19 protein-coding genes and 1 other RNA gene are annotated in these 19,793 nt (G+C 53.7%); 12 read left to right on the plus strand and 8 right to left on the minus strand.

Features of this window, described 5'->3' with window-relative positions; translation table 11 throughout:
• The first annotated feature begins 96 nt into the window (after window positions 1-96).
• Window positions 97-1,788 (plus strand): methyl-accepting chemotaxis protein, encoded by a 1,692-nt coding sequence (locus DY252_RS08150; protein ID WP_064789887.1) that lies wholly within the window; start codon window positions 97-99, stop codon window positions 1,786-1,788.
• 76 nt (window positions 1,789-1,864) lie between these two features.
• Here the strand turns inward: DY252_RS08150 and DY252_RS08155 are convergent, their stop codons facing one another.
• On the minus strand, window positions 1,865-2,566 hold the full coding sequence (locus tag DY252_RS08155; protein ID WP_064789886.1) for a glutathione binding-like protein: 702 nt from the start codon (window positions 2,564-2,566) through the stop codon (window positions 1,865-1,867).
• Between the two features lie 154 nt (window positions 2,567-2,720).
• Between DY252_RS08155 and DY252_RS08160 the strand changes: the two genes are divergently transcribed.
• Window positions 2,721-3,413, plus strand: a complete 693-nt coding sequence (locus tag DY252_RS08160) for a glutathione S-transferase family protein (RefSeq protein ID WP_064781919.1) — start codon at window positions 2,721-2,723, stop codon at window positions 3,411-3,413.
• 80 nt (window positions 3,414-3,493) lie between these two features.
• On the opposite strand, the gene DY252_RS08165 is transcribed toward DY252_RS08160, so the two are convergent.
• Window positions 3,494-4,834, minus strand: a complete 1,341-nt coding sequence (locus DY252_RS08165) for an MFS transporter (protein WP_064789885.1) — start codon at window positions 4,832-4,834, stop codon at window positions 3,494-3,496.
• A 450-nt stretch (window positions 4,835-5,284) separates the two neighbouring features.
• Here DY252_RS08165 and cyoA point away from each other — a divergent pair, with 450 nt between their 5' ends.
• From cyoA to DY252_RS08190, 5 genes are all read left to right on the plus strand, one after another.
• Window positions 5,285-6,415, plus strand: a complete 1,131-nt coding sequence (gene cyoA / locus DY252_RS08170; protein WP_165374901.1) for a ubiquinol oxidase subunit II — start codon at window positions 5,285-5,287, stop codon at window positions 6,413-6,415.
• Window positions 6,416-6,504: 89 nt separating this feature from the next.
• Complete coding sequence (cyoB, locus tag DY252_RS08175; protein ID WP_062957991.1) at window positions 6,505-8,514, plus strand: cytochrome o ubiquinol oxidase subunit I; 2,010 nt, start codon at window positions 6,505-6,507, stop codon at window positions 8,512-8,514.
• Window positions 8,515-8,524: 10 nt separating this feature from the next.
• Window positions 8,525-9,145: a cytochrome o ubiquinol oxidase subunit III gene (gene cyoC / locus DY252_RS08180; RefSeq protein WP_008892053.1), complete on the plus strand. Its 621-nt coding sequence runs from the start codon at window positions 8,525-8,527 to the stop codon at window positions 9,143-9,145.
• Window positions 9,142-9,522: a cytochrome o ubiquinol oxidase subunit IV gene (locus tag DY252_RS08185; protein WP_064789884.1), complete on the plus strand. Its 381-nt coding sequence runs from the start codon at window positions 9,142-9,144 to the stop codon at window positions 9,520-9,522. Before cyoC ends, DY252_RS08185 begins: the two co-directional genes overlap by 4 nt.
• Window positions 9,523-9,616: 94 nt before the next feature.
• Window positions 9,617-10,396 carry an SURF1 family protein gene (locus tag DY252_RS08190; protein ID WP_064789883.1) on the plus strand — a complete coding sequence of 260 codons (780 nt, stop codon included), beginning with the start codon at window positions 9,617-9,619 and terminating at the stop codon, window positions 10,394-10,396.
• A gap of 8 nt (window positions 10,397-10,404) precedes the next feature.
• Here DY252_RS08190 and DY252_RS08195 read toward each other — a convergent pair whose 3' ends face one another.
• Window positions 10,405-11,658 carry a DUF2235 domain-containing protein gene (locus DY252_RS08195; protein WP_064789882.1) on the minus strand — a complete coding sequence of 418 codons (1,254 nt, stop codon included), beginning with the start codon at window positions 11,656-11,658 and terminating at the stop codon, window positions 10,405-10,407.
• A gap of 269 nt (window positions 11,659-11,927) precedes the next feature.
• On the opposite strand from DY252_RS08195, the gene DY252_RS08200 reads away from it, so the two are divergent.
• Entirely contained in the window at window positions 11,928-12,566 is a 639-nt protein-coding gene (locus DY252_RS08200) for a glutathione S-transferase family protein (RefSeq protein ID WP_064789881.1), read from the plus strand.
• A gap of 92 nt (window positions 12,567-12,658) precedes the next feature.
• On the opposite strand, the gene DY252_RS08205 is transcribed toward DY252_RS08200, so the two are convergent.
• The 5 genes from DY252_RS08205 to DY252_RS08225 form a co-directional block, all read right to left on the minus strand.
• Entirely contained in the window at window positions 12,659-13,216 is a 558-nt protein-coding gene (locus DY252_RS08205) for a peroxiredoxin-like family protein (RefSeq protein WP_064789880.1), read from the minus strand.
• A 124-nt stretch (window positions 13,217-13,340) separates the two neighbouring features.
• A complete protein-coding gene (locus DY252_RS08210) occupies window positions 13,341-13,964 on the minus strand; it encodes a class I SAM-dependent methyltransferase (protein WP_064789879.1) in 624 nt (207 codons plus the stop codon).
• A gap of 109 nt (window positions 13,965-14,073) precedes the next feature.
• A complete protein-coding gene (locus tag DY252_RS08215) occupies window positions 14,074-14,655 on the minus strand; it encodes a TetR/AcrR family transcriptional regulator (protein ID WP_064789878.1) in 582 nt (193 codons plus the stop codon).
• Window positions 14,656-14,772: 117 nt separating this feature from the next.
• Window positions 14,773-15,297: a dihydrofolate reductase gene (locus DY252_RS08220; protein WP_064789877.1), complete on the minus strand. Its 525-nt coding sequence runs from the start codon at window positions 15,295-15,297 to the stop codon at window positions 14,773-14,775.
• Window positions 15,297-16,091, minus strand: a complete 795-nt coding sequence (locus DY252_RS08225) for a thymidylate synthase (protein WP_064789876.1) — start codon at window positions 16,089-16,091, stop codon at window positions 15,297-15,299. Before DY252_RS08225 ends, DY252_RS08220 begins: the two co-directional genes overlap by 1 nt.
• A gap of 209 nt (window positions 16,092-16,300) precedes the next feature.
• On the opposite strand from DY252_RS08225, the gene DY252_RS08230 reads away from it, so the two are divergent.
• The 4 genes from DY252_RS08230 to DY252_RS08245 all read left to right on the plus strand — a co-directional run bounded on the left by DY252_RS08230 (window position 16,301) and on the right by DY252_RS08245 (window position 19,783).
• The gene (locus tag DY252_RS08230) at window positions 16,301-16,861 is read left to right on the plus strand and encodes a putative glycolipid-binding domain-containing protein (RefSeq protein ID WP_231959785.1); all 561 of its coding nucleotides are present in this window, start codon (window positions 16,301-16,303) and stop codon (window positions 16,859-16,861) included.
• A gap of 78 nt (window positions 16,862-16,939) precedes the next feature.
• Window positions 16,940-17,307: a transfer-messenger RNA gene (ssrA, locus tag DY252_RS08235) on the plus strand.
• 139 nt (window positions 17,308-17,446) lie between these two features.
• Window positions 17,447-17,986, plus strand: a complete 540-nt coding sequence (locus tag DY252_RS08240) for an SspB family protein (protein ID WP_064790003.1) — start codon at window positions 17,447-17,449, stop codon at window positions 17,984-17,986.
• Between the two features lie 180 nt (window positions 17,987-18,166).
• The gene (locus tag DY252_RS08245; protein WP_064789875.1) at window positions 18,167-19,783 is read left to right on the plus strand and encodes a fumarate hydratase; all 1,617 of its coding nucleotides are present in this window, start codon (window positions 18,167-18,169) and stop codon (window positions 19,781-19,783) included.
• Window positions 19,784-19,793 lie beyond the last annotated feature (10 nt).

A 19,793-nucleotide genomic window follows, 5' to 3' on the forward strand; every position in this document is an offset into this window, starting at 1 on the left:
AAGAATGTGTAGAAATAAATTGTTACATGTCTTGAAAAAAGCCTGTGAAAACAAACATATCCGCTATTGAATTGTGATACTGAACTGGGGACGTTCATGCTAAAGCTCGGGTCTATCAAAATCGGCACGCGTTTGTTGCTGATTGTTGGTGCTGCTATTATCGCGGCACTTCTCGTCGGGGCATTCGGCCTTTATGAATTGCGCAGCAACATGCTTGAAGACCGCAAGGTCAAGACACGCGGTCTGGTGGAAACGGCGATCAGCATCGCAGATTTCTATCACTCCAAGCAGCTTGCCGGGGAAATGACCGAAGAAGAAGCGCAGAAAACCGCCGGTGCGGCAATTTCAAGTATGCGCTATGACGAAACCAACTATTTCTTTGTTTTTGACTATACACCGGTTGTGCTGTTCCACGATATCAAGCCCGATCTGATCGGACGTGACATGCGCGAGGCAACCGACGGGGCGGGTAAAAAACACTATGCCGCCTTTGCCGATATGGCGGCAAAAAATGGTCAGGGTTTTGTCGATTACACTTACAAAAAACCCGATGGCAGCGGCACCCGTCCCAAATTGTCCTTTGTGAAAAAGTTCGAGCCATGGGAATGGATCATCGCGACCGGCATTTATATTGATGACGTCAACGCGATCTTTATCAACAGCATGATCGTGATGGGGGCGGTTGCCGGCGGCATTTTGTTGGTCGTGATCGCAGGTGCCGTGATGATCAGCCGGGGTATCGCCATTCCGCTGTTTGCCATTTCCGATAACATGTTGAAGCTGTCAGGCGGCGATCACAACGTGTCGGTCGAATATACCGATCAGAAAAGCGAAATCGGTGATCTGGCCCGTGCGATGGAAGTTTTCCGCGAAAAAACCATCGAGATGGAACAGATGCGGACCCAGCGCGAAGAGCAGGAGCGTCGGGCTGAAATCGAAAAACGCGAAGCATTGAACAAGATGGCGGATAATTTCGAAGCCACAGTTGGCCAGGTGGTAGCCCAGGTTATCAAGGCGTCGGGCAATATGCAGTCTTCGGCCAATGCGATGACCGATACCGCCAAACAGGTTGGCCAGCGATCCACTGTTGTCTCGGCAGCGTCACAACAGATGTCAACGAATGTTGAGACGGTCTCAGCCGCGGCAGAAGAGCTCAGTACATCGATTGCGGAAATCAGCAATCAGGTTTCCCAGTCGTCCTCGATTGCCAATGGTGCGGTCCGCACATCCGAAGAAACCCACCAAAAGATCGAGCTGCTTGCCGATGCCGCCAATCAGATTGGCGAGGTGGTGTCGCTGATCACCAGTATTGCCGAACAGACCAATCTGCTGGCGCTTAATGCAACGATTGAGGCGGCGCGTGCCGGTGATGCAGGCAAGGGGTTTGCCGTGGTGGCAAACGAAGTCAAGAATCTGGCAAGCCAGACCGGCAAGGCCACCGAAGATATCCGATCCCAGGTCGAGGATATTCAGGTTGCAACCCGCAATGCCGTCGATGCCATTGCCGAAATTGCCGAGACCATTCGTCAGTTGGACGGGTCGACCACAACGATTTCCGCAGCGGTTGAAGAGCAGGGGGCCGCGACCCAGGAAATTGCCCGTAATGTCGAACAAGCCGCACAAGGTACACGTGAAGTGACAGAAAACATCACGGGTGTATCAACTGCGGCCGACGAGGCAGACCGCCTTTCGAACGAGGTTCTTGCGCTTGCCGAGGGTCTCGGTGGACAGGCAAAAGATCTTAACAAGGCGGTTGAGGCCTTCCTCGCAGAAGTGCGGAGTGCCTGAGGCCGTCGATTGATCAAAATCGCAATGCAAGAAGCCGCCGGAAAATCCGGCGGCTTCTTCGTTGATCACAACATTCTCAACGGGCGCGGGTGCTTTTCGCCGTCTGACCAAACAGGACCTTTTTGTCTTCTTCACTCATTTCGCCAGCGCGCAGACCTTCGCCCGCCTTATAGGCCGCAATCGTTGCCGGACGGGATTGTATGGCTTCAAACCAGCGTTTCAGGTTCGGGAACTCATTAAGGTCCTGCTGCTGCTTTTCGTGGCTGACGATCCATGGATAGCAGGCCATATCGGCAATCGTGTAGTCGTCACCGGCAATGAATTTGCGGCCCTCAAGACGCTTGTTCAGCACACCATAAAGACGGTTGGTCTCGTTGACATAACGGGTGATCGCATACGGGATCTTTTCCGGCGCGTAGGTGCCGAAATGATGGTTCTGACCGGCCATCGGGCCAAGGCCACCCATCTGCCAGAACAGCCATTCCATCACCGTTTTGCGCCCGCGCACATCGGTCGGGATGAACTTTCCGGTTTTCTCGGCCAGATATTGCAAGATGGCACCGGATTCAAACACCGTAATGGCCTCGCCACCATCGGCCGGATCGTGATCAATGATCGCGGGCATGCGGTTGTTGGGTGAAAAGGCCAGGAATTCCGGTTTGAACTGATCGCCGGTACCGATATTGACCGGCACGATCTTGTAGTCCAGTCCGGCTTCTTCAAGGAACAGTGTGATTTTATGGCCGTTGGGGGTTGGCCAGTAATACAGATCAATCATGGGCCAAAGGCTCCTTTAAACTATTCGTGATGGCGAATTCGATAATCGAAGCTTGCCAATCAGGTTGTTATCGGTCAATTTAAAACGATCATTCCAAAATGCAAGAGCCGGTCACGCCATTGTGTAACGGCGATACCTGGCAAGGAGACGTGTCATGATCCGCTTCTATTACCACCCCACACCCAACCCGCAGAAAATCTCGATGATGCTTGAGGCATGTGGTTTGCCTTATGAGGTCCTGCCGGTTGATACCCGTAAAGGTCAGCAGCATGACCCGGCCTTCCGCGCCATCAACCCGAATGGCAAGGTCCCGGCAATTGTCGATACCGACGGGCCGGGGGGCAAGGAAGTGCGCGTGTTTGATTCAAACGCGATCCTGCTGTATCTCGCTGAAAAGTCCGGCAAGTTCCTGGGTAAGCCGGAAGATCGCGGTGAATTCCTGTCGTGGTTGATGTTTATTGCCACGGGTCTGGGTCCGTTTTCTGGGCAGGCGGTGCATTTCCAGCATGTCGCCCCTGAGGGCAGTGACTATGGTGTAAACCGTTATCGCAACGAGATCGCCCGCCACTATCAGGTACTGGAAGACCATATGGAAGGTCGCCAATTCATCGTCGGCGATGAAATGACGATTGTTGATATCTCGGCCTGGGGCTGGATCGACAAGGCCCCGTTCGTGCACAAGAACCCGGATGTCTGGGACAAGTATCCCAACATCAAACGCTGGTTTGATGCGATCAATCGCCTGCCGGCAGCGGTCAGTGCGCGCGAGGTTGGCAAGGACCACACCTTTAAGACGGAAATGGACGAAGACGCAAAACGCGCCATGTTCCCGTCGAACTACGCATAAGCCGACGAAACGGCTCTGCAAACGAAAACACCCCGGCCAGATTGGCCGGGGTGTTTGCTTTGACGTATATGTCTTGGCAATCAGTCGGTGGTTTTTGCCCCGAACTGCTTGTTGAATTGCAACACCAGCAGGGTGACAACCGCGCCCGAAAGCAGGTAGGCACCAACACCGGCCAGACCGAACTTGTCACACAGATAAAGTGCGATCAGCGGTGCGAAACCTGCGCCCAGCAACCATGCAAGGTCGGATGTCAGGGCCGATCCGGTGTAGCGGTATTCACGCTTGAAGTTCGATGCCAGCGTCCCGGCCGCCTGACCAAAGCACAGGCCCAGAACCGCAAAGCCACCCAGAACAATCATGCCTTCATTGATGATGTTATAGGTGTAAAGCAGCGGTGTCAGGATCGCACCCAGAAGGATGATACCCGCACTGTAACCAAGCAGGCGACGACGGCCGAGCTGATCGGCAATGAAGCCCGATGCAATGATGCCAAAGGCACACAACACTGCGCCAACACCCTGGGTCAGAAGGAACTGCCCCGGATTGCCATTGGCATAAAGATAGACCCAAGTCAGCGCAAAGACCGTTACCAGATGGAACAGCGCGTAGCTGACCATCGGGACCAGCGCACCCAGCACAACGGTACGACCATTATGTTTGAGCGTGTCGATGACACGGGCTGCCTCAAGCTCGTTCTTGTCAAGCAGATGGCCGAATTCGGACGTTGCCACCAGACGCAGGCGGGCAAACAGCGCCACCACGTTGATTGCAAAGGCAACGAAGAACGCATAACGCCAGCCAAAGGCCAGGAAGTCGTCGGGATGAAGTGTGAGTAGCAAATAAGCAAACAGCGAAGATGCCAGCATGAAGCCAAGCGGCGCGCCCAGTTGCGGGATCATCGCGTACCAGCCCTTGCGGTTATCCGGTGCGTTCAGTGCCAGAAGCGACGCCAGGCCATCCCAGGCACCCCCCCATGCCAATCCCTGCAGGAAGCGGAAGGCACACAACAGGTAAATGGCAAGAACGCCAGCGGACTCAAAGCTTGGCAGGAAGGCCATCGCGGCGGTGGAACCGCCAAGCAGGAACATGGCAATCGTCAGCTTTACTCCGCGCCCGTGTGCACGGTCGACTGTCATAAAGACAAGCGACCCGACAGGGCGGGCGATAAAGGCCAAGGAGAAAATGGCAAAGGAATACATCGTCCCCACCAATGCGGTTTCACCCGGAAACAGCAATTGCGGGAAGACCAGCACCGATGCGATGCAATAGACGAAAAAGTCAAAAAATTCTGATGTCCGGCCAATAATCACGCCAAGCGCGATTTGTCCCGGATCGTTGGTGGCGTCGGCATTGTGATGCCGTGCGTCGCGTTCCAAACCCGAAGAGGTGGCGGTCGCGTAGTTTTCTGTCGTTTGGTTCACGCCGTTCTCCCTAATTCACTTGTCGGACCATTTGGGCCCTCACTGCTTTTGATTGGATCACAAATCCGGTTCGAAGAACGATACGACTTTGGATCGAGTCTAATTATAGACATGTGAATTGCAAACGTCAGTGTCAATTATTGTGATGCACCGCACAACGCGTGGTTTACATCCGAATGATAATTGTCATTACGACCCTGCTATGCGCCGCGGGTAGCTTGACATTGCTGCAACGCAGCTATAGCAATTCCCGCGAATTTCCGATTTGGCATTTTTTTGAAAAAAAATTGCTTTCTTTGTGCCCTTTCCGTGGATGTCTGGAATTATAATTCCTATATGCGTGTGCGGCAGGGTACGACGCGTGGCGATCTTTGGTGGGTCGCTATGCGGCTCGCAGGCATATGGTTGTCTGTGAGAACATCTTCCAGAGACTGAGGAAGTATGAAGCGCATGCTTTCAAAACTTGTACGTGGCGTCGCATTGACCTCAATGTTCTCGCTTCTGGCCGGTTGCAACCTTGTTGTGATCGATCCGTCGGGCGATATTGCCTCTCAGCAGGCCGACCTTATTATCGTATCAACCATCCTGATGCTGCTGATCATTGTTCCGGTCATGGCATTGACGGTCTTCTTTGCCTGGAAATACCGGCAGGGAAACAAGGATGCGGAATACGATCCCGAATGGCATCATTCCACCAAATTGGAAGTTGTCATCTGGTCTGCCCCGCTGGTGATCATTATTGCCCTTGGCGCGATTACGTGGGTTACGACCCATACGCTTGATCCGTATCGTCCGCTCGACCGTATTGATGCTGAACGTCCACTGCCAAAAGATCATGAGCCGATGGTGATTGAAGTCGTTTCTCTCGATTGGAAATGGCTGTTCCTGTATCCGGAACAGGGCATTGCGACTGTCAACGAACTCGCAGCTCCGGTCGATACGCCAATCCAGTTCAAAATCACCTCTTCGGGAATCATGAACTCGTTCTTCATTCCGGCTCTTGCGGGCCAGATTTATTCGATGGCGGGGATGGAAACAAAACTCCATGCCGTAATCAATGAAGAAGGTGTTTTTGACGGGTTCTCGGGGAACTACAGCGGTGAGGGGTTCTCTCATATGCGCTTTAAGTTCCACGGGCTGAGCCAAGACGGGTTTGATGCCTGGGTCGATAATGTGAAGGCCGATGAAAACCTTTTGGGGCGTTCGCAATATCTTGAGCTTGAAAAACCCAGCATCAAGGAACCGGTTCGGTACTTCAGCTCGGTAGATCCGGAACTTTACAACGCGATCCTCAACATGTGCGTTGACCAGTCGAAAATGTGCATGAACGAGATGATGCATATTGACGAAAATGGTGGCGGCGGTCTGGCCGGTATCAATAACGTCATGTCCTTGACCTATGACGTGCCGCAGATGCGTGGCAGTCAGCCATTGCCCGAAAGCAAGTCCTACGTTGCGACGCTTTGCACTGCACCGGAAGGTGGCTTGGCTGGTGAACTTGCGAACCTGCCGTTGTTTGACAATGAACAGGTCTCGCGTGCCATGAGTGTTGCGCCGTCAGGTGTTTCAACAGGGTTCTGAAGCAGTGCCGGTTGGTAAAAGCCAACCGGCCCTTCGCAGTTTTGGCATCGGCTACGATGCCTGTCTGCATTTGAAAGAAGAGTAATCCGATGTTCTCTAATCCGGACCTTTTACATTTTATATTTGGCCGGCTGTCACTTGATTCACTTCCGTTCCATGAACCGATCCTTGTGGTGACGTTTGCGGCGGTGGTTCTGGGCGGTATCGCTGTTGTCGGCGGTATCACCTATTTCCGCCTCTGGGGATATCTCTGGAACGAGTGGATCACGTCGATTGACCACAAAAAAATCGGCATTATGTACATCATATTGGCGCTTGTCATGCTTTTGCGTGGTTTCTCCGATGCGCTTATGATGCGTGCCCAGCAGGCGATGGCTTTTGGCGGCTCGGAAGGTTTCCTTCCCCCTGATCATTACGATCAGATATTCACCGCCCACGGCGTAATCATGATCTTCTTCGTGGCCATGCCGCTGGTGACGGGGCTTATGAACTTTGTCGTGCCGCTACAAATCGGCGCGCGTGACGTTGCGTTCCCGTTCCTGAATAATTTCAGCTTCTGGATGACCACCTGTGGTGCCGCGCTGATCATGGTGTCGCTGTTTGTCGGTGAGTTCGCGAAAACCGGCTGGCTGGCCTATCCGCCGCTGTCTGACATTGTCTACAGTCCGGGGGTCGGGGTCGATTATTATATCTGGGCCTTGCAGATTGCCGGTGTCGGGACGTTGCTTTCGGGGGTCAATCTGGTTGTGACCATCGTCAAAATGCGCGCACCGGGCATGTCCATGATGAAAATGCCGGTCTTTACCTGGACGGCACTTTGCACCAACGTTCTGATCGTGGCTGCGTTCCCGGTTCTGACCGCTGTTCTGGTTCTGCTTGGGCTTGACCGTTACGCAGACACCAACTTCTTCACCAACGATCTTGGCGGTAACGCCATGATGTATATCAACCTGATCTGGATTTGGGGGCACCCGGAAGTTTACATCCTGATCCTGCCGGCGTTTGGTGTGTTTTCCGAAGTTGTGTCGACATTCTCGCGCAAGCGTCTGTTTGGGTATAGCTCGATGGTTTATGCCACCGTGGTTATCACCATCCTGTCCTATGTCGTCTGGTTGCATCACTTCTTCACCATGGGCTCGGGTGCCAGCGTGAACGCCTTCTTTGGTATCGCGACCATGATCATCTCGATCCCGACCGGTGCGAAAGTCTTTAACTGGCTGTTCACGATGTATAAGGGGCGCATCAATTTTGATGTCCCGATGCTGTGGACCATTGGTTTCATGCTGACCTTTGTGATCGGTGGCATGACGGGTGTTATGCTGGCCGTTCCGCCTGCTGACTTTGTGTTGCATAACAGCCTGTTCCTGATTGCGCACTTCCATAACGTGATTATCGGCGGTGTGGTGTTCGGGATGTTTGCCGGTATCGTTTACTGGTTCCCGAAAGCATACGGCTACAAGCTTGATCCGTTCTGGGGCAAAATGTCCTTCTGGCTCTGGCTTGTCGGGTTCTATTTCGCCTTCATGCCGCTTTATGTTCTTGGTCTGATGGGGATTACCCGCCGCATGAGCCAATTTGACGATCCGTCGCTTCAGATCTGGTTCGTGATTGCCGCCTTTGGTGCGCTTCTGATTGCCGGGGGGATCGGTTCGTTCATTCTGTCGATCGTTGTTGCGGTGATCAAACGTGACAAGCTTCGTGATGAAACCGGTGACCCATGGGGGGATGGTCGTACGCTGGAATGGTCGACTTCGTCGCCGCCCCCAGCCTACAACTTTGCCTTTACCCCGGTTGTCCATGATCTTGATGCATGGGCCGACATGAAGAAACGTGGTTATGTCCGTCCGACGGAAGGCTTCCTGGATATCCATATGCCGAAAAATACCGGCGCTGGCTTTATCCTTGCCGCTCTGTCGCTTGTTCTTGGTTTCGCGCTGGTCTGGCATATCTGGTGGCTGGTGATTGCAAGCTTCATTGCCCTGGTTGTCGGTGCAATTGCCCACACCTTCAACTATGACCGCGATTATCACATCCCGGCATCTGAAGTCGTGGAAACCGAAGACGAACGTACTGCCCTTCTGGCAAAACAGCAGGCGTAAGGGAATGACAATGGCGAATAACACTGCCGCACAGACCGAAATGCCGGTCTTTTACCTGAAAGAAGAGCATCACCCGGAAACCGGGACGATGCTTGGCTTCTGGATCTATCTGATGAGCGATTGCCTCATCTTTGGGATTCTGTTTGCAACCTATGCCGTTATTGGCCAGAACTATGCCGCAGGTCCTTCGCCTGCTGATCTGTTTGATCTCGAACTGGTAGCGATCAACACGTCGATGTTGCTGTTTTCCTCGATCACCTATGGCTTTGCCATGCTGGCGATGGAAAAGGGCAGCATCAAGGGAACGCAGATTTGGCTGGCGATTACCGGCCTGTTTGGCGTCGCGTTCGTGGGGCTGGAAATCTATGAGTTCCATCACCTCTGGAGCCTGGGGGCGACCCCGATGCGCAGTGGTTTCCTCTCGGCGTTCTACACGCTGGTGGCGACCCACGGTTTGCATGTGACCTTTGGCATCATCTGGCTTGTGACCCTGATGGTTCAGGTCGCCCAGCGTGGCCTGATCGTTGAGAACAAGCGCCGTCTGATGTGCCTGTCGATGTTCTGGCACTTCCTTGACGTGATCTGGATCGGTGTCTTCTCCGTTGTTTACCTGCTGGGAGTTCTGGGATGAGCGCACATTCACACGCACATGATGGCCATCATGATGGCGGGGCGTCGCATGGCACCTATAAAAGCTATGTGATCGGGTTCGTTCTGTCGGTCATTCTGACCGCGATCCCGTTCTGGCTTGTCATGGACGGTGTTCTGGACAGCAAGGTTGCAACCGCCCTTTGGGTGATGGGACTTGGTGTGATTCAGATCATTGTTCACATGGTCTATTTCCTGCACATGAACACCAAATCCGAAGGCGGGTGGAACATGCTGGCACTGATCTTTACCCTTGTGATCGTGGCCATCGCCATCGCCGGGTCGCTGTGGGTAATGTATCACCTTAACACCAACATGATGCCGCAGATGGATCACGATATGATCCCAAGCTTCGGCTAGTCTGGCTTGATATTTAAAGGGGGCGCGATACCTGTAGCGGGATCGCGCCCTTTTTGTTTAACCACCCACATATTGCCATTTGAAAGAACCCGGCATGTCCGACGATCGCGTTTCCGCTGCTGCATCCGATAGCCCGAAAAGAGGCCCGTCAACGACGACCAGAATTGTCGTTCTGATGTTGGCTGCCATCCTGTTTTCGGGGTTCTGCGCCCTTGGTTACTGGCAGGTGGAACGCCGGGCCTGGAAACTTGATCTGATCGAACGGGTCGATGGGCGTGTGCATGGTGATGCGGTTGCCGCACCCACGCGTGATGACTGGGAAAATGTAACCCGCGCACGCGATGAATATCGCAAGGTCAGTGTGATGGGCACCTATCGCAACGATCTTGAAACGCAGGTCTATACTGCCACTGATTACGGGGCGGGCTACTGGGTTCTGACACCGCTGATGCGGGATGATGGCACGATTGTCATGGTTAATCGCGGTTTCGTTCCGACCGAAAAGAGAGCCCCTGACACGCGGGCTGAGGGCATGGTTGTGGGCGAAGTCACCGTGACCGGCCTGCTTCGGATCAACGAGCCGGTTGGCACCTTTATCCGTGATAATGTGCCCTCTGAGGAACGCTGGTATTCACGCGATGTAAAGGCGATGGCCACCAAGCGGGGGCTGGACGCGACCAACGTCGCGCCATATTTCATTGACGGTGACGGGGCAGAAAACCCGGCCAAGCTGCCACTGGGTGGCCTGACCAAAATTCGCTTCCCCAACAACCACCTGACCTATGCCCTGACATGGTTTGGCTTGGCATTGCTGACACTTGTCGCGGCGTGGATTGTACTGCGCCCGCGCAAGAGATCAGATAGCGACGATTGATCCGCCGATTATTCCAGGGTCGATTGATCGGGCCATGGAATGTCCTTGCGCATGGTCGCGCCGCTCCAGTTGATGATGTTGGGCGTACGTTTACCGGCATAATGGGCCTTAAGCACCGCATTCAGGTTAGGCGGGCGATACAGCACGCGTTCAAGCGACCCTTCGTGCGAATTGTCATGCAAGACGCCGGTAGAGATATTCCAACGTTCCAGTGCGCTGACATGGATGGCCTCATTGATCGTCTCAAGCCCATCCGGGATGATGTTCCGACGGTCAAAGTTCGGACATTTGATGCGCAGTTTGTCCCAGAAGTTTCGGGTTTCCGGTGTAATCTGTTCGATCAGGCGCTGATAGGGATAAAGGCGGGAGCTCGCATAAAGCATGGTGCGGCTTTCATACCCGCGCCCGTCGACCGACGGGGCCAGTTTGGTCTTAAGGTGTGACTCATCAAGCTTGAGCTTGGTGTGTTTCTTGAGTCGCTTGATCATCCAGTCGAGCGTGATGTCAGATAGCCTGCAATCATCGTAAGACCCGCCAACATTGCTGTGTACGCCGGGGAACCAGACTTGTTCGACAATCTGTTTGTCCGGCAATTTGGTGCCCTTTTCCTTGACCCACAGCGTTGGTGAAAAGGCACTGCGTTTCTCGTCAATCGCCATTGCATGCAGGGCAACCCGAACGTGCCCGCCAAGCTGCACATCGTAAAAATGATACTTCGCCGGGATCAGGCGGCGTCCAAGGTCGCCCGGAATGCCAAGCGACCCGACTGTGTCCCAAACGCCGACGCATTCAATTGGCACATCCGGTTGGGTTTTGATATCAAGGGTCGAAATCTTGGTGCGTTTTGCCTCTGGCGATAGGTCCGAGCTGGCAATTTTCGCGATATCGGTCTGGAGCGGATGGCCGAGATAGGGTGGTTTTAAAAGACCACAGAGCCCGATCAATCCCGCCAGACTGCGCGCGGTAAAGGCACCACGCGAAAATCCAAAGATAAAGATCTCGTCGCCGGGTTGATAGTTGTTGCCAAGAAAGCGATAGCCATCAACGACGTTTTCAAGCAACCCGTTACCAAACGCACCACCGCGAATTTTATCGATCACATCGCCAGTCCCGACCCCGCGATCATAGAACACGATCTGCGAAACATCCTTGTCGCTGCTCGGTACGGCACGCAGAAGTTTGACGACGTTGGTCGGTTCAGGTGTGTTGGCAGGCTCCTGCCAGGTGCCGTCGAAAAATACAATCAGTCTGCGTTTGGCCATGTGAAGTCCCCTGTGTGATGTGATGCCGGGCGATCTTCTTTGGATCTTCTTGGGTGTCACTATACAACTCTGGGGTGATTTTATTAAGGGATATTAAATATAATAAAATGCTGCTGATGTGATGTTGTGGTCAGTTCGAGGACCGACATCCTGCTGACACACAGCTGTCAGGAACCTGTATGTCGCGTGGTTTACATTGTTGGGAAACAAGGGGAAATTGCCGCCGGATTTCAAACATAATCACACGCGCAAACGCAGGAGCCTTTAGAATGCCATCACAGCGGAACTTGACCTTTTATCACGCCGTACCATCACGCAGCGGTACCGTACATTGGATGTTGCAGGAACTGGGCATCCCGTTTGATGTCAAACTAATCGACATCCGGGGTGGGGAAGGGCAAACGCCGGAATTCCTAGCACTCAATCCGCTTGGTAAAGTGCCAACCATCGTGCATGGCGATACTGTCGTAACAGAGGCAGCTGCTATTTGCTGTTATCTTGCAGATCTGTATCCCGAGGCTGGTCTGGCCCCGGCATTGGATGATCCGAAACGCGGCGAATATCTGCGTTGGTTGTTCTTTTCACCGGCAACCATCGAACCGGCCCTGATTGACCGTGTACGCCAGTACAAGGCGGAAGACAGCAGCCAGAATTCCTATCGCGACTGGGAAACGCTGGTGCCCATTCTGGTCGATTTTGTTGGCAAGGCCGACCCGTGGCTGATGGGGAAGAACTTCACCACCGTTGATGTGGTGTTTGGTTCGACCATTCGGTTTGGCTGCATGTTCGGCATTCTGCCGAAATATCCGGAATTCGAGGCCTACATCGCCCGGATTGATGCCCGCCCGGCCTATCGGCGTGCACAGGAACTGGATGCGCCGCATTTTGCCGCTGCAATGGCGGGTTAATCGAAGCGATCCAATTGTATGAAGAATAAAAGGGCCGGTTCCTGCGCTTTGGAACCAGCCCTTTGGCATTTTATCGGCTTTCGGTCGCGGGTTTAGGGATTTGTATGATCAATCACTTCGCCGCGTGCCGGATAGTTTTTGGCAATCACGAAATCAAGCGCGCCAAGGATCTGATCAAACGCCGGACGGGCAAACGGCATGGTCTGAACAGTCCCGAAATATAGCGTGCCATCCGGACGCACCAAAAACAGGCCAGGTTCCGAGAAAACAGCCGGTTCTTCATAACCACTCGACGTCACACCGTTGGAGGTCGAGATATAAAGACCCCATTCGCGCGCGTTATCAAGATCCAAGCCATAGCCAAGGTCAACGTTCTCAAGCTCCCACTTCGCCTTGGCTTCGGTCGCGCGATCTTCGCCATCGGACGAAACAACAACGACATTCACGCCGCGCTTGGCAAAGTCTGCAAGCTTGCTATCAAGATCCTTGAGATACTTGCCGCAGATCGGGCAATGCAGGCCGCGATAGAAAACGACCATGGTGAAGTTTTCCGGGCTTTGGTCGGCAAGCGACCATGTGCCGCCACCGACAAGCGGGACGGACAGGGATGGCACCTTCTGGCGCGGCATCAGCGGGGTAATGACAGACATTTCGTTCCTCATGACTTGGGTCAGGTTTAATTGAAAGCGATTATGGAACGATCATTCTATAAATCAACAACAAAGGACTGCCATCACTGAACTGTGATGGGAACTCTTTGGTGCGGTGGTATTGTTAAACCCGTTTGGCGACGATGAAACGTGATCCGGTGCTGGCCGGATAGGAGCCGGTTTCGATGATGTCAAACCCGGCAGATTGGATCATGCCATCGAGGCGGGCATAATTCAGAAAATGAACGTGCGGCGCCTTGCCAATTTTCTGCATGACCCAGATCAGGGGCTTGAGATACCAAAGCTTTTCACCAAGGCAGGGCGTTTTGGTAATGAGCATGCCACCCGGCTTGATGACCTTATGTAGCGCCGCAATGGCAACTTCCGGCTGATCAAGCAGATGCAGGATGTTAAAGCCAAGCACCACGTCAAAGCGCTCTGCCCCTTTGCCGATATTATCAATCGTCTTTTGGGCGAAGGTGACATTGTTGGTCGCCTGATCTTTGGCCTTGCCTTGGGCAATTTCGATCATGCGTGCGGAAATATCGGTGGCTGTCAGCTGCCCGACACTATGGGCAAGCTTCAGGGCCGTGGTGCCGGTCCCACAGCCGATTTCAAGCACGTTCTGGTCCGGGGAAAGATAGACGCGCGTGCGATCAAGGGTTTGCGCATAGGCGGCCTCGTTGCCGATTGGTTTGCGGGCGTATTTGTCGGCGGCAGAGTCCCAGAACGTGTCGCTGCGTATCATGATATATCCGGCTTTTGCACCCGATGTGCGGGCATTGAAACAAGCGCGTGACTATCAAGGAGTGCAGGGCAATGCGCAACCAGAAAGGGTTACGAAAAATCGCGCAGGTTTAGTCGAGTGCGGCCAGAATGGTTTCGCAATAGTCGTTCAAGGTTTCCTGATCCGCACCACGGCGCGACATCAGTTGAACCCCCTGAAACGATCCAGCCAAAAAGCGCGCAAGGGCGCGGACATTCTTGCCTTTGGTAATTTTTCCCTGACCAATTGCGCGGTTCAGTGCGGCGGCAAAGGTATCCTCGGCCCGACGGAATGCCTGATGGGCGATGGCGGCGGTTTCCGGATCGTGCGGGGCAAGCTCCATGCCCGAATTCACCATCAGGCAGCCTTTGTGCCGTCCTTCTGCGGTGCCGGTTTTGGCCGCGTCACGGAATGTCTTTTCAATCGCGGCGCGACCATCTTCGATATTGCGCAGATCGGCAAAGCGTTCAGCACTGATTTTCTGGCTGTAATGATCAAGGACACGCAGAAACAGTGCCTTCTTGTCGCCAAAGCTTGCATACATGCTCGCCCGGTTCAGGCCGGTTTCATCCACCAGATCCTGAATGGAGGTGGCTTCAAACCCCTTGCTCCAGAAGATGTTCATGGCGTTATCAAGAACGCTTTCTTCATCAAACGCACGTGGCCGTGGCATTGGCAGTTCCTTCGATCAGATCCGTACTTTGGAACGAATGTTCTGTAATTGCTTTGAAGATGGGCCGACCTGGCCGCAAAATCAACAAGAGCTTGTGATTTGCTGGTAAACTTGGGGTTACGACGCGATCCGATCCAGTGTGACAAAGCTGTAATCCGGCCCGTCAGGATTATCGATCTTCTGACGCTTGGTTTCACGCCATTGATCAGCGGGCAGCGGATCAAGGAAGGTGTCGCCCTCGATCTCGGCATGGACTTCGGTCAGCTCGTAACGTGTCGTGAACGGCAGGGCGAGGTGATAAATCTGCGCACCCCCGCCAATGATCACTTCATTGACACCATCCCGCACGGCGATTTCGTCTGCCAATTCAATGGCTTCTTCGATAGTGTGACAAACCCTCACATTTTCGTGGTCAAAGGACCAGTCGGTGTCACGGGTCACAACAATTGATGTGCGTTTGGGAAGAGGACGACCGATGGCCTCGAATGTCACACGCCCGATGATCATCGGCTTGCCAAGGGTGAGTGCCTTGAACCGTTTAAGGTCTTCGGGCAGTTCCCAAGGCATCCAGCCATCCTTGCCAATTGCGCCATTGGCGGCTGCGGCAACCACGGCAACCCGTTCGATCTTTTGATCCGCCATCAAACAGCAACCTTGCCAGCAATATGCGGATGCGGGTTGTAACCAACCAGTTCGAAATCATCATACTTGAAATCAAAGATCGATTTGACGGCGGGATTGATCTTCATGGTCGGAAGCGGGCGGGTATCACGCGACAGCTGTTCTTCGACCTGATCAAGGTGGTTGGTGTAAAGATGCGCATCGCCAAGGGTATGGACAAAATCACCGACGTCCAGATCACAGACCTGCGCAATCATCATGGTCAGAAGCGCATAGGACGCAATGTTGAACGGCACACCCAGGAAGATATCCGCACTGCGCTGATACAGCTGACAGGACAATTTGCCATCAGCCACATAGAACTGGAACAGGCAGTGACACGGCGGCAGTGCCATGTTGGGCACGTCCGCAACGTTCCAAGCCGACACGATCAGGCGGCGGGAATCGGGATTGTTTTTGATCTGGTCAATCAGGCCGGTGATCTGGTCGATGGTTTCGCCATTGGCCCCGCGCCATGAACGCCACTGGCCACCATAAACCGGGCCAAGGTCACCGTTTTCATCAGCCCATTCGTTCCAGATGCGCACACCATTGTCTTGAAGGTATTTGACGTTGGTGTCGCCATCCAGGAACCACAGCAATTCATGAATGATCGATTTCAGATGCAGCTTTTTGGTAGTGACCAGCGGGAAACCTTCGGAAAGGTCAAAGCGCATCTGGTGACCAAAGATCGAAACCGTGCCAGTACCCGTCCGGTCTTCCTTGCGCGTCCCGGTGTCACGCACCAGACGCATCAGATCAAGATATTGCTGCATGCTCAGTCCTGCATTTTAAGAATCACTTTTGTCGCAGCATAGTCAGGTCGATGGTCACGGGCAAGCGACGCCATCCGATCTTTGCCGGACCGTTATTTGAACCGTTTCTGCTGACAGGAGGTGTCAGGACAGGTCAGGTAAACTTGAGAACAGTGGATATACTCAACTATCTGAATTTTGGGCGCGTTTGGCGTATGGGAGTGTTGGCCTTGCAAAAAGCTGTTCAGTGGGTTGATTGGGATGGAAACGGTCTTGAGCACTGTGTCTGTCAGTCAGATCCGGACGGGATAGAGCTTGAAGGAGTCGTGGTCGGGACGCGGCATGGTCATTATGGCGGGTCTTACCTTGTGGTGACGGATGCGATGTTTGCCACCCGTGAAGTGAAGGTAAGTTATGTCGGCGGGGCGCAGATGCATGTGACCTCGGACGGCAAGGGAAACTGGTTTGACTGCATTGCAAAGCGTGAATTGCCGTCTTTGGCGGGGTGCTTTGATGTCGATATCGGCATAACGCCCGCGACAAACATGCTTCCGATCAAACGATTAAAACTGGCCGAGGGCGAAGCGCGGGAAATTTCGGCTGCCTATGTGCCGCTTCCAAGCCAGATAGAGGGCGATTTCCTGCCACGTAGCGCACCACAACGTTACACCTGTCTGATCCCGGATCGTCGTTACCGCTATGAGGGGCTGTTTCGCAATTTCTCAGCAGAGCTTGAGATCGATGATATGGGGCTTGTGATCGATTATCCCGATACGTTCCGTCGGGTGTGATATCGACTAAAACGGGCAATCGGACTTTGCCGGAGCCCGAAATGTTCCCGCAAAAATCAAAAAAAAGATTTCCCGATTCCCCTTGTGAAAAGGGGGTCATTTGCCCTATATAGGGGCTGTTGGGGCAACCCGACTACGGCGCTAAACTGCGTGACAGAATAGGCTTTACGGACCCGGGGGCGGTACCCGGCGGCTCCACCAAAATTATCGGTTGTCCGACTCAGACAATCTTCGTGGGGCCGAAATAGGATCGACGTGAGCAGTAAAAGTCAATGTGGGCGCTCGGCATGGTACCACCGCATCGGGCCAATGTTTGTAAATGCAAACGACAACAATGCTCCGGTTGCTGTTGCCGCCTAAGCGGTACTAGCACCAAAGCGAAATTCCGATTGCCGGGAGCGGTAATTTGGTGGGGGACGGGGCACCTAGCAACAGAACGCCCCACTCTTGTATTTCTTTCCCGCTTCGTTATGAATAGAGTGATTATCAAACACGCCAAGATGTAATTGGCGTGCAGAGATGCTATATGACAATGACGGGACGCGCTGGACATTGCCGGTGGTTCCGCCAGATACAGGATTACTGATGCAAGAACCGGAAGAATTCCGCTACGATCTTATGGTCGACCAGGCGCTGCGCGGTGTGGTGAAAGATATCCTCGCGCGTGTGGCCGAAGAGGGCCTTTTCGGAGAGCATCACTATTACATCACGTTCCAGACCAACCATCCCGGTGTGGCCCTGCCTGAAAGTCAGCGCAAGGCGCATCCAGACAACATCACGGTTGTCTTGCAACACCGGTTCTGGGATCTGAAATCCGAAGATGATCACTTCTCGGTCGGAATGAGCTTTGATGGCATGCCGACCACGGTTGTCGTGCCCTATGACGCGATGCTGGCCTTTGTCGATCCGTCCGCCAACTTCATGCTGACATTCAGTGTCGAAGAAGAAATGGATGACGCAGATTTCGACTATGACGAAGATGATGATCTTGATGCCGATCTGATTGAAGGCGAAGACGGTGCGCCGACGCTCGTGACCGAGCCATCCAAATCGCGCAAAAAACACAAGCCGGATGCCAATGAAACCGGCGAGGTCATCGCACTTGATGCGTTCCGCAAGAAATAGAAGATTTACAGGGCGGGCTTGATCCGCCCTTTTTCTTTGCCTGATTCCCGTTGATGGTTCCCGCGTCCGGGGCAGGGCGTATTACGCTAATGTATCGTGGCAATTTGATCCATTTGGCGCTAAAACCAGCCACACAAAGAACAAACCCACCTTGTTTTTGAGAGAGACGAGAACCTTCCGATGAGTGATTTTGTCTATAAACCCATGTTTCAGCAGGGGAAGGACACCACCCCTTACCGCAAGATCGGGGACGAGGGTGTTTCGACCGTTGACGTCAATGGCGAGACCTATTTGAAAGTCGAGCCCGAGGCGATCGAGAAACTGACCCTTCAGGCTTTCTTTGATTGCTCGCACCTTTTGCGTCCGGGGCATCTCGAACAGCTGCGCAAAATCCTTGATGACGAAGAAGCCACCCCGAATGACAAGTTCGTGGCGATGGATCTTTTGAAGAACGCCTCCATCGCATCGGGCGGTGTTTTGCCGATGTGTCAGGATACCGGTACGGCCATCGTCATGGGCAAACGCGGTGGCAAGGTCATCACCGATGGTTCCGATGAAGAAGCCCTGTCCAAAGGCATCTGGCAGGCCTATCAGAAACACAATCTGCGGTTCTCGCAGGTATCGCCGAAAAATATGTTCGAGGAAAAGAATACCGGCTCGAACCTTCCGGCACAGATTGATCTCTATGCGACCAAGGGCGATGAATACAAATTCATGTTCATGGCCAAGGGCGGCGGGTCTGCCAACAAAACCTTCCTGTTTCAGCAGACCAAGGCGCTTTTGAACCCGGAAAGCCTGCGCAAGTTTTTGGATGAAAAAATCCGTACGCTCGGCACCTCTGCCTGCCCGCCTTACCATCTGGCAGTTGTCATTGGCGGTACCTCTGCGGAAGCGTGTCTGAAGACCGTGAAAATGGCGTCAGCGCGTTATTACGATAACCTTCCGACCGAAGGTGGCGATCATGGTCAGGCCTATCGCGATCTGGAATGGGAACAGAAAATCCTTGAGATGACCCGCGAAATGGGCATCGGCGCGCAGTTCGGCGGCAAGTATTTCTGCCACGATGTGCGTGTGATCCGTCTGCCGCGTCATGGCGCAAGCTGCCCGGTTGGTTTGGGTGTGTCGTGCTCTGCCGACCGTCAGATTCTGGGTAAAATCACCAAGGACGGTATCTTCATCGAGGATCTCGAACATGATCCGGCGAAGTACCTGCCGCATGTCACCGATGAGCATCTTGATGACGAAGTGGTCAAGGTTGACCTGAACCGTCCGATGGACGAAATCCGCAAGCAGCTGTCGCAATACCCGGTCAAAACCCGTCTTTCCTTGACCGGCACCGTGATCGTGGCCCGCGATATCGCGCATGCCAAAATCAAGGAACGCCTTGATGCCGGTGAAGAGATGCCGGAATACCTTAAAAACCATCCGGTTTATTATGCCGGTCCGGCCAAAACGCCGGAAGGGATGCCGTCCGGATCGTTCGGCCCGACCACGGCCGGTCGTATGGATGCCTATGTCGAACAGTTCCAGGCCGCTGGCGGCTCGTTCGTGATGCTTGCCAAGGGTAACCGTTCAAAGGCGGTCAAGGATGCGTGCAACAAGTATGGCGGGTTCTATCTGGGCTCTATCGGTGGTCCGGCCGCCCGTCTGGCACAGGATTGCATCAAGAAGGTCGAAGTCCATGAATATCCGGAACTTGGCATGGAAGCCGTCTGGAAGATCGAAGTCGAAGACTTCCCGGCCTTCATCGTGATTGATGACAAGGGCAACGATTTCTTCGCCGAATTCGGCATCTGATTTTTAGGGT

Source organism: Thalassospira indica, from assembly GCF_003403095.1.
Classification (GTDB): domain Bacteria; phylum Pseudomonadota; class Alphaproteobacteria; order Rhodospirillales; family Thalassospiraceae; genus Thalassospira; species Thalassospira indica.

What these genes read in the sequence shown, in the direction of transcription:
- DY252_RS08240 (WP_064790003.1), top strand. Translation starts at nt 17,447, where the DNA reads ATGCAAGAACCGGAAGAATTCCGCTACGATCTTATGGTCGACCAGGCG.
- cyoB (WP_062957991.1), top strand. Translation starts at nt 6,505, where the DNA reads ATGTTCTCTAATCCGGACCTTTTACATTTTATATTTGGCCGGCTGTCA.
- DY252_RS08195 (WP_064789882.1), bottom strand. Translation starts at nt 11,658, where the DNA reads ATGGCCAAACGCAGACTGATTGTATTTTTCGACGGCACCTGGCAGGAG.
- DY252_RS08245 (WP_064789875.1), top strand. Translation starts at nt 18,167, where the DNA reads ATGAGTGATTTTGTCTATAAACCCATGTTTCAGCAGGGGAAGGACACC.
- DY252_RS08155 (WP_064789886.1), bottom strand. Translation starts at nt 2,566, where the DNA reads ATGATTGATCTGTATTACTGGCCAACCCCCAACGGCCATAAAATCACA.
- DY252_RS08215 (WP_064789878.1), bottom strand. Translation starts at nt 14,655, where the DNA reads ATGCCACGGCCACGTGCGTTTGATGAAGAAAGCGTTCTTGATAACGCC.
- DY252_RS08205 (WP_064789880.1), bottom strand. Translation starts at nt 13,216, where the DNA reads ATGTCTGTCATTACCCCGCTGATGCCGCGCCAGAAGGTGCCATCCCTG.
- cyoA (WP_165374901.1), top strand. Translation starts at nt 5,285, where the DNA reads ATGCTTTCAAAACTTGTACGTGGCGTCGCATTGACCTCAATGTTCTCG.
- DY252_RS08225 (WP_064789876.1), bottom strand. Translation starts at nt 16,091, where the DNA reads ATGCAGCAATATCTTGATCTGATGCGTCTGGTGCGTGACACCGGGACG.
- DY252_RS08185 (WP_064789884.1), top strand. Translation starts at nt 9,142, where the DNA reads ATGAGCGCACATTCACACGCACATGATGGCCATCATGATGGCGGGGCG.
- DY252_RS08220 (WP_064789877.1), bottom strand. Translation starts at nt 15,297, where the DNA reads ATGGCGGATCAAAAGATCGAACGGGTTGCCGTGGTTGCCGCAGCCGCC.
- DY252_RS08190 (WP_064789883.1), top strand. Translation starts at nt 9,617, where the DNA reads ATGTCCGACGATCGCGTTTCCGCTGCTGCATCCGATAGCCCGAAAAGA.
- DY252_RS08150 (WP_064789887.1), top strand. Translation starts at nt 97, where the DNA reads ATGCTAAAGCTCGGGTCTATCAAAATCGGCACGCGTTTGTTGCTGATT.
- DY252_RS08200 (WP_064789881.1), top strand. Translation starts at nt 11,928, where the DNA reads ATGCCATCACAGCGGAACTTGACCTTTTATCACGCCGTACCATCACGC.
- cyoC (WP_008892053.1), top strand. Translation starts at nt 8,525, where the DNA reads ATGGCGAATAACACTGCCGCACAGACCGAAATGCCGGTCTTTTACCTG.
- DY252_RS08160 (WP_064781919.1), top strand. Translation starts at nt 2,721, where the DNA reads ATGATCCGCTTCTATTACCACCCCACACCCAACCCGCAGAAAATCTCG.
- DY252_RS08210 (WP_064789879.1), bottom strand. Translation starts at nt 13,964, where the DNA reads ATGATACGCAGCGACACGTTCTGGGACTCTGCCGCCGACAAATACGCC.